7 protein-coding genes and 1 other annotated feature are annotated in these 9,847 nt (G+C 35.8%); of the genes, 6 read left to right on the top strand and 1 reads right to left on the bottom strand.

Annotated features, from left to right (window positions below; all coding sequences use genetic code 11):
* Positions 1–473 precede the first annotated feature (473 nt).
* The 4 genes from AB5Z52_RS14560 to AB5Z52_RS14545 all read left to right on the top strand — a co-directional run bounded on the left by AB5Z52_RS14560 (position 474) and on the right by AB5Z52_RS14545 (position 5,588).
* Entirely contained in the window at positions 474–1,163 is a 690-nt protein-coding gene (locus tag AB5Z52_RS14560) for a response regulator transcription factor (RefSeq protein WP_003129151.1), read from the top strand.
* Positions 1,153–2,337, top strand: a complete 1,185-nt coding sequence (locus AB5Z52_RS14555) for a cell wall metabolism sensor histidine kinase WalK (protein ID WP_003129153.1) — start codon at positions 1,153–1,155, stop codon at positions 2,335–2,337. The genes AB5Z52_RS14560 and AB5Z52_RS14555 overlap by 11 nt, the downstream gene beginning before the upstream one ends.
* 41 nt (positions 2,338–2,378) lie before the next feature.
* Positions 2,379–2,576, top strand: a binding site (T-box leader).
* 49 nt (positions 2,577–2,625) lie between these two features.
* Positions 2,626–3,903, top strand: coding sequence for a serine--tRNA ligase (gene serS / locus AB5Z52_RS14550; protein ID WP_005473111.1), 1,278 nt, complete (start codon positions 2,626–2,628; stop codon positions 3,901–3,903).
* Between the two features lie 134 nt (positions 3,904–4,037).
* Complete coding sequence (locus tag AB5Z52_RS14545; RefSeq protein ID WP_288551507.1) at positions 4,038–5,588, top strand: polysaccharide deacetylase family protein; 1,551 nt, start codon at positions 4,038–4,040, stop codon at positions 5,586–5,588.
* 34 nt (positions 5,589–5,622) lie between these two features.
* Here AB5Z52_RS14545 and AB5Z52_RS14540 read toward each other — a convergent pair whose 3' ends face one another.
* Positions 5,623–6,171 (bottom strand): TetR/AcrR family transcriptional regulator, encoded by a 549-nt coding sequence (locus AB5Z52_RS14540; RefSeq protein ID WP_288551508.1) that lies wholly within the window; start codon positions 6,169–6,171, stop codon positions 5,623–5,625.
* 146 nt (positions 6,172–6,317) lie between these two features.
* Here AB5Z52_RS14540 and AB5Z52_RS14535 point away from each other — a divergent pair, with 146 nt between their 5' ends.
* Together AB5Z52_RS14535 and AB5Z52_RS14530 are read left to right on the top strand one after the other, a co-directional pair.
* Positions 6,318–7,019 carry an ABC transporter ATP-binding protein gene (locus AB5Z52_RS14535; protein WP_005473109.1) on the top strand — a complete coding sequence of 234 codons (702 nt, stop codon included), beginning with the start codon at positions 6,318–6,320 and terminating at the stop codon, positions 7,017–7,019.
* Positions 7,020–7,029: 10 nt separating this feature from the next.
* Positions 7,030–9,732 carry an ABC transporter permease gene (locus AB5Z52_RS14530; RefSeq protein ID WP_005473108.1) on the top strand — a complete coding sequence of 901 codons (2,703 nt, stop codon included), beginning with the start codon at positions 7,030–7,032 and terminating at the stop codon, positions 9,730–9,732.
* Positions 9,733–9,847: the final 115 nt, after the last annotated feature.

Genomic DNA, 9,847 nt, shown 5'->3' with positions numbered 1-9,847 from the left:
GCGTCATCAGCGACTCCATTAGAATAACAAATGAATTGTTATTTGTCAACAACTTTTTTCAATCTTTTTTGTTGCTGTATCAGCATCAAATTGATTTCTTAAATTTGCGACTTCGTTATAATATCATCTGTTGGTTCTGGCGTCAACAACTTTTTTCATTTTCTTTTAGAAATGATTTTTGTCATTTGGCACATGTAATAATATAGCAACTATCTTGCCATTCGTCAACAGTAAAATCATTGATATTTCAACGTTTCTAAATACTGCGGTTCCATCATATATTTTAGTTAATTCTATGGAATAATCTCTCCATTTGGAAACTATGATGATTATTTGAATTCTCAATGTTCGGTTTTTATTCTTGTTGTAAGTATTATTTCCTATCATTCTTATAAATTTAAGTATGATTTTATCAATTTCCTAGAATATTTGCTAAAATAGGAGAAAAGAATATTGTTCCTAGGAGGATTTATATGAAAATACTTGTTGCTGATGATGATAAAGAGATTGTTGAACTATTAAGTATCTATCTTCATAATGAAGGTTATGAAGCCGTCAAAGCTTATGATGGTAAAGAAGCTTTAACAAAAATTAGAACTACTCCAGATATTGAATTACTGATATTGGATATCATGATGCCTGAAATGGATGGCATGCAGGTTGTAAAAGAGTTGCGAAAAGAATCACAAATTCCAATCATCATGCTAACTGCTAAGACTACTGATATGGATAAAATACGAGGTCTAGTTGCTGGTGCAGACGACTATGTAACAAAACCATTCAATCCTTTGGAAGTGATGGCTCGCGTCAAGTCTCTGCTCCGTCGAACAAAAATGCAAGCTCCCTCTAATCAGCCAGATATCTTAGAAGTTAGCTCATTGATCATTAATCGTGATTCTCATGAAGTAAAAACAATCACCGGAAATGAGATCCAATTGACCGCTCTTGAATTTGGTATTCTCTACCTATTAGCATCCCATCCGAATCGTGTATTTAGTGCTGATGAAATTTTTGAGCGTGTGTGGAAGCAAGAGAGTGTCGTGTCAGCCAAAACCGTAATGGTTCATGTGAGTCATCTGCGTGATAAGATAGAAGAAGCAACTGATGGCGAGAAAGTCATTCAAACAGTGTGGGGAGTTGGCTATAAAATAGATGCGAAGTAATCCAATAGAAAAAAAGAAACGTATCACCCTCACTTCTAAAGAAATCAGTGAATTATTTGCAGAAGGAATCGTTACTGTAATCCTTTTACTTCTATTAAATGTCGCGATTTTAGTCATCTTGACTTCTATAAGAGAGAATTCACCGTTGTTAGTGGAGGCGATCTATGAGTCAAAAAACGCTTTTACTTCTGCTTTTGACACGGATATTTTTCAAAGTGGCCGCAATTTCATTATCCCTTTGTTCTTTTTATTAGATGTGATTGTTTTATATTGGCGTTTGATTCGTCGATACCGTCAAATGCAGCTACGGCATATTATTAGTGAGCTTCATTATATTGCAGAGGGAAACTATGATCATCGTATTCCATTTGAACTGCGTGGTGACCTCAATCGGATTGTTTCAAATATTAACGGCTTGGTAGATAGTACCGTCGCCGCCATTGAAGATGAACGAAGGATCGAACAGTCGAAGGATGAATTAATTACAAATGTTAGTCACGATATCCGAACCCCTTTAACTTCTATTATTGGTTATCTAGGCCTGATTGAAGATCGTCAGTATCATTCTGAAGAAGAGTTATTGAAATATACTCATACCGCTTATGTCAAAGCAAAGCAAATGAAATCTTTAGTAGACGATCTTTTCGAATACACAAAAGTAAGACAGCCTAGCGTCCCAATAAATGTCATTTCTTTTGATATGGCGCAATTAGTCGAACAACTAGCTGCAGATTTTGAATTAGAAGCATCTCGTAAAGGAATAAAGATTGAGACTCACACTCGCCCAGAGCACATTATTATGGACGGTGATACTGAGAAGCTTGTACGAGTTTTCAATAATTTATTGTCTAATGCTTTAAAGTATGGAAAAGGCGCTGACAAAATCGTAATGGAAGTGGAAAAAGTAGGAACAGAAGCCATTCTAACAGTTAAGAACAATGGACAAATGATTCCCAAACATTCATTAGACTCCTTATTTGACCGCTTCTATCGAGTGGAGGAATCACGTTCGCAGGAAACTGGAGGAACTGGACTTGGTCTTGCCATTGCTCAAAGCATCGTTGCCTTGCATGGTGGCTACATTTTTGCAAAATCTACTCCGGATTGGACCTCCTTTATTATCCATCTCCCATTAAAGAGAAATGATTTATCAAATACCCAAAACTATGGTTGACGAACTAACGCTTTTTCGCTATTCTAGAGAAAATACTTACTAATAAAGCATAGAACCTAGTACATTTTTTACTTTTTCAGAGAACTGATGGTTGGTGAGAATCAGTAATGGAAAGAATGGAATCCAGTTCATTAAAAGTGTATCTTTTGAAAGAAAGATCGTGTGCCCACGTTACGGGCAACAAGGGCAGCGTTATGCTGAACTCGGGTGGTACCGCGAAAGATCTTTTCGTCCCAAGAATAGGGATGAAAAGGTCTTTTTTTATATGAAAAACAAGGGGGAAGAATTATGTTAGATATTAAAATGATTCGGCAAAATTTTGACAAAGTCCAAACAAAATTACAGACTCGCGGAGTAAAAAAAGAAGTATTAGAAGAATTCTTAAAGTTAGATGAAAGGAGACGACAACTCCTAGTAGAGACAGAAGAATTAAAAAAAGTTCGAAATGAAGTTTCTGCAGAAATAGCTCAACTAAAACGAGCAAAAAAAGCAGCAGATGATAAAATTACTGAGATGAAAGAAGTCGGTACTAAAATCAAGTCTCTTGATGACGAGATTGCAAAAATTGATTCAGAAATCAAATTGATCGCAACGACATTACCTAATCTGCCTCATGACTCTGTCCCAGTTGGAAAAGATGAAGATGACAATGTTGAAGTAAGACGCTGGGCTACACCAAAAGAATTTGATTTCGAAGCAAAGCCTCATTGGGATATTGCCGAAAACCTAGGAATATTAGATTTTGAACGAGGTGCAAAGGTAGCCGGTAGCCGGTTTGTCTACTATAAAGGATTAGGTGCCCGTCTTGAACGAGCTTTATATAACTTTATGCTAGACCAACATGTTTATGAACATGGGTACACTGAGATGATTACTCCATATATTGTTAATAGCGATGCAATGTTTGGAACTGGACAGTTTCCTAAATTCAAAGAAGATGTTTTCCAATTAGCGGAAACAGATCTTACCTTGATTCCTACTGCTGAGGTTCCTTTAACGAATTATTATAATGGAGAAATATTGGATCTTGACCAACTACCGGTTTACTTCACAGCATTAAGTCCTTCTTTCCGCTCAGAAGCTGGAAGTGCTGGTCGTGATACTCGCGGATTAATTCGATTACATCAATTCAACAAAGTTGAAATGGTCAAACTAAGTGAAGCAGCACACTCTTATGAAGAATTAGAAAAAATGACTGCAAATGCAGAAGACATTTTACAAAAATTACAACTTCCTTATCGAGTAATGGCATTGTCTACAGGTGACATGGGCTTCTCTGCTGCTAAAACGTATGATTTGGAAGTATGGATTCCAGCACAAGAAACATATCGAGAAATCAGTTCATGTTCTAATTGTGAAGATTTTCAAGCACGTCGAGCAATGATCCGTTATAGAGATAACGATGGCAAGATTCATTACATGCATACATTAAATGGTTCAGGACTAGCAGTCGGTAGAACTGTTGCTGCCGTATTAGAAAACTATCAAAATGAAGATGGTAGTGTGACTATACCAGAAGTACTAGTTCCTTATATGGGTGGAGTTACCCGAATTGAAAAAAATTGAAGAACAAGGTAGGATGAGAATTCCTACCTCTTTTCTTTAAATATTCTAAGAAATACCCCCCTATTGTTGAAACTATATTACAGTTATGTTACGTTTATTTTACTTTATGATGATAAATGGAGGGATAAAGTCATATGTCTGACAAAAATACCTATGCACGTCGTAGCCAACGTCACAAACAAGAACCTGATACCTGTGAAAATACAAATCAATTGAATGAAGCTGTAAAGCCCAAAACCGGAAACGAAAACAAACAACAAAAAATACCGAAGAAAAAATCTAATTATAGCAAGTATATATTCGCATTGTTTACCGCACTTATTCTAGTAATTGTCGCTACTGGCGGCTATATTGTTTATACATTAAAACAGCAAGAAGCAGAAGCTCAAGCCAAATATGAAACTGCTGCAAAAAATCTCATGGCTTCAATCCAAGAAGAGCAAGACCAAAGTGGAATTTCAACGAAAATAGATACTATAAATGACGGAGAAAATAAGTGCCTTGTTTACCGTCCAGTTGATGAAAATACTGTTCCTTTCAAAAATGCAAACCAGCTCTTAGACGAGCTTGCTCAAAAGCAACAAAAAAAGCATCGTGAAAAAGAAGTGCTTACAGTTGCCAGAATAAAAGCAACAGCAATATCTTCTAAAATTGGTCAGTATAGAATTGAAGCAGATAGTTTTATCTGGGATCGCAGTAAGGAAAATTTTAAAAAGCCAGACAGTATTTCTGAGAAAGCCATTTATGTTTCCGAAAAAACTGGCAAAGAAATCACAAATAAGGATTTGATTCCAGATGAAGGAAGTCTCTTAGGTATTCAACAGGTGATTCAGCAATCCATACTTGATCAAGCCAAAGAACCTGAAAAAATCATTGATGCTGTATTAACAATGGATAGAATTTCTTATGATAGTAAAATGACTTATACACCTGATGAATTGACTATCGTCTTACCAAAAAATTCAACTGGAACTTCTAAAGTCACTCTAAAATACAAAGATATTGCTCCATTCATTGATACAGATCTGGTTTCGCAAGAAAGTATAAAAGATACATTACCTGCATTAGATGAAAATAAAAAGTACGTCGCTCTTACTTTTGATGATGGTCCAAATAATAGCTCAACACTTGATTTGTTGAATATACTAAAAACAGATAACGTGAAAGCTACTTTTTTCATGTTAGGACAGATGGTGGATCAAAATCCAGATGTTGCAAAACAAGTCCACGACGAGGGTCATGAGGTAGCAAGTCACTCGTATTCTCATCCACAATTGAATACACTTTCGACAGATGAATTACAAAGGGAAATAAATAAAACCAACAAAGCTATTTTCAAGGCTACAGGCGTCTTGCCTCGCAATATCCGTCCCCCTTATGGCGCTATTGATAAAAAAAGTGCTGAAACAATTGGCATGCCAATTATTCAATGGGATATTGACTCACAGGATTGGAAATCAAAAAATCCTGGAACAATCAATAATGTTGTTAAACAGAATGTCTTTAATGGCGCAATCATCTTAATCCACGATATCCATCCTGAATCAGTCAAAGCTGTACCAGGATTGATCACTATGTTAAAAAATAAAGGATACGAATTTGTGACGATCGATCAACTATTGTCAGGAAAACAAAAACCATTGCATCAATATTTTGGTATGAATGATGAACGACTAGTAGAATAAAAGAAAAGCGAACGTATTGGCGTTCGCTTTTCTTTTATTCATAAACATTTGTAGTAAATATTTGAATAAGTAAATGAGAAACTGCTTTAGGCTGCATCTCAGAAAAATCTTTTAGCCAGCGTTCAATCAACCCGATCGAGCCACAGACAAAATAACTCAAACATAACTCTAATTCTTCTCTTGTTGCGTCTTCGAAATAAATAGTAAAGCGTTTAAACGTTTCCGGTCTGATTTTTTCCAATAACAAATCTAATAAATGACTGTTATTAAGCAGAATCAAATGACTTACACTAGGATTTTCTTGCAGTATAAGTAATAATTTTTCTAGCCATAGATCTAATGGGAGATTTTCTTGTTGCAAATTATCTGCAATTTGTTCAACGATTTCTTTCTCAATCTCCTCTAAAAGGTCTGCAGTATCTTTGTAATACTTATAAAAAGTTCCTCGATTGATATCAGCACGCTGGGCAATCTCTGTAATTGTGATTTTTTCAAATTCTTTTCCCATCAAAATCTCTTGAAATGCTTTTCGAATCACTTTTTTTGTATATTGTGTTCGGCGATTTCCAACTATTCCTACCATAACTTCAATCCTTTCTATACAAAAATAACTTAAATGTTTATTTAATAACAGATGAATAAGATTTGAGGATTGCCCCTTTTTTTCTTTCTTAGTATACTAACGCTATGTGATTAAATCAACAGGTGTTCAAAATATGGAGGCGTTATATGAGTTATGTAGAAGTAAAAAATACGTATAAAAGATATAAAATGGGCGAAACCACGATTACCGCTAATGAAGACCTATCCTTTTCAATTGAAGAAGGAGAACTAGTCGTTATTTTAGGTCCAAGCGGAGCTGGAAAATCGACTATTCTAAATATATTAGGTGGGATGGATTCACCTGATGAAGGTCAAATCATTATCGATAATATTGATATTGCACAATTTTCGGATAAACAACTTACAGAATATCGGCGCAAAGATGTAGGCTTCGTTTTTCAATTTTATAATTTAGTCCCAAATCTAACAGCAAAAGAAAATATCGAGTTAGCAACAGAGATATCACCGAACGCACTTGACCCAGATGCTGTGCTTAAGCAAGTAGGATTAGAAAATAGGTCCAATAACTTTCCTTCTCAATTATCAGGTGGCGAACAGCAACGAGTGTCCATTGCCCGAGCGCTAGCAAAAAATCCGAAATTACTTCTTTGTGACGAACCAACAGGAGCATTAGATTTTGAAACCGGTAAACAAGTATTGAAGCTGTTGCAAAGCGCAAGTCGTCAAGCTGGAAATACTGTTTTAATCATTACGCACAACAGTGCCATTGCTCCCATTGCTGATCGCGTGATTCGTATTAATGATGCTACAGTGCGCTCTGTAGAAATTAATGAATCCCCTATTTCAATCGATGAGATCGTTTGGTAGGAGGAAACAAATGAAAAATAAGACGTATTTAAAAGCAAGCTTACGAGAAATCAAACAGTCTAAAGGAAGATTTATCGCTATTGTTTTAATCATCTTTCTAGGTACTTTTTTGTATGTAGGTGTCAAAGCAACTGGGCCTATTTTGAATCATTCTGCAAGTACTTATGTTGATGAACATAACTTAGCTGATATACAGGTTACATCAACACTAGGTATCACCGATCAAGATCTTAAAGTAGCTAAAGAGTCAGGGATTCAAGTGGAATCAGGCTACCAATTTTATTATGTAGCAGAAGCAGATGAAGTTGTCCAAATCAATTCTTACAACAAAAGCCAAAAACAAAACGCATTAATCCTTGAAGAAGGCCATTTACCAAAGAATAGCAATGAAATTGTCTTAGATACACAAGCGAAAGAATATGGCTATCAGTTAAACGATACTTATACTATCGACTCGCAGGATACTATAAAGGATAAAAACTTCAAAATCGTTGGTTTTGCCAACTCGCCCCTATTTATCAGTAAAGCTGAACGAGGCTATGCGAATGTTGGCAGTGGTACAGTAACATATTTTGCTTACCTTCCCGAAAATCAATTTCTGAGTGATGTCCAATCGGTGCTCTATCTGTCTTTTGATAATGTGAAAGATTTAGAAACTTACTCTGATTCCTATCAAGAAAAAATGGAAAAGAATCAAGAAAAAGTAGAAACGCTTTTTGCTGATCGTCCACAAGAACGTGTAGCAGAAATCAAACATGACGCAATGGAAGAATTGAAACCTGCTAAGGAAAAAATTGAAACTGGAAAAGCACAGCTATTAGATGCACAAACAGAATTAGATGCTGCTAAAGCTCAGATTGAACAACAAAAAAGTGCAACCCTTCTGTTACCGTCTCAACAACAAGCTGGTGCTATTGAACAACTGAAAACTGCTGAATCGACATTGATTAAACAACAAAATCAAATCAATGAAGAAAAAGAGAAGTTAGCTGATGCAGAATCTACATTACAAAAAAAAGAAAATGAAATAAATGAAATGGAAGAGCCTACTTATTTATTTAATCTAAGAAAAGATAATCCTGGGTTTCAAGAATACGGCGGTTTATCTGATCGTATAGCGGCAATTGCAAATGTCTTTCCAGTATTCTTCTTTTTTGTAGCAGCTTTAATAACTTTTACCACCATGACTAGAATGGTAGAAGAAAATCGAAAAGAAATTGGCACATTAAAGGCTTTGGGATATGCAAAAAGAGAGATAGCTCGAAAATATATCATCTATGCTCTTTTATCATCTAGTATAGGAATTCTCTTAGGAGCTGTACTAGGTATCGAATTTCTACCTCGATTAATCTATTTTCTTTCTAGTGAACGGTATCTTTTAGGTGGTGTCCGGGTTTACTATGTTTGGGGGCCAATCATTCAAGCTACAGTCGCCTTTATTCTTGCTACTTTAGGTGCAGCCCTTGTTGTCCTCTATCGTGATTTGCGAGAAAAACCAGCGCAACTATTGCAGGCACGTGCACCAAAGCCAGGGAAAAGAATTTTTCTAGAATACATTCAACCACTTTGGTCACGCTTGAGCTTTAATCAAAAAATCAGTTACCGAAACATTTTTCGCTATAAATCACGAATGATTATGGCAATAATTGGGATCGCAGGATGTGCAGGACTTATGGTCGCTGGAGTGGGTCTAAAAGATTCATTAAGTGCTGTTTCGCAAAAACAATTTGGTCCTATCACTGATTATCAAGCAATCGTCACATTAAAAGATAGTAAAACAAACAATACCGAAGTTTTTGAAATATTAGAAGAAGATCCAACAATTCAACAATCCCTGCTTGTATTGAATGAAACAATTGAGTTACGGTCCAAAGAACAAGGAAAGCAAAGTCTGTCTTTAGTGGTACCTTCTGATACTGACTCATTCTCGAACTATATGCATCTACACTCTACCGATGGAAAAAAAATGTCACTAGATGATGGGGCCATCCTAACGATGAAATATGCGGAGCTTTTTGATATCCACATTGGAGATGAGCTAACCTTTTATGATAAGGATCAAACAGCTGTAACAGTGAAGATAGCTGGTATCGCTGAAAATTATTTAGGTAACTCACTTTATCTTTCTAGAAATGACTATGAAAAAGCAACAAATACGAACTATCAGCCTACATCGCTTCTTATCAAGAGTAAAAAGATGGAACAAAAGCAAGAAGACGCATTAGCTAAAGAACTATTGAAAACAGACCAAGTTCAGAATACTACCTTCCTGTCTAGTCAAATCAAAGCGCAAAATGAGTCCATGGGGAATCTGAATTCCATTGTTCTTATCTTGGTCATTTTATCTGGTGCCTTGGCATTTGTTGTTCTATACAATTTAACAAACATTAATGTATCGGAAAGGATTCGGGAACTCTCTACAATTAAAGTTTTAGGTTTTTACGACAAAGAAGTTACAATGTATATTGTTCGTGAGAATGTTGTCTTTACTTTGCTAGGGATCCTAGCTGGTTATGGAGTCGGATACTTACTGACTGATTTTATTCTCCGACAGGCATCGATGGAAAACATGGTTTTTCCATTAGTGATTAGTTGGGCTGCTTATGCGTTAGCCGGCGGCATGACCATTTTATTTACAATCATTGTTATGTTGGTTACTCATTATAAATTGAAGCATGTTGATATGATCGACGCATTGAAATCAAATGAATAATTTTCCCATACAAAAAATGGCGGTCAGTGTCTTATTAAGGGCTCTATAATTTATGGGACTGATGAATCAGAATTGATTCTTCAGCCCCATTTTTATTTTAGGTATTAAAAAACAT

This window comes from Enterococcus sp. RTP21361st1_A6_RTP21361_211029 (assembly GCF_040910045.1).
Lineage (GTDB): Bacteria > Bacillota > Bacilli > Lactobacillales > Enterococcaceae > Enterococcus_D > Enterococcus_D gallinarum.
Note: the sequence above shows the minus strand (reverse complement) of the source record. Positions and strands in the feature narration are given on the sequence as shown.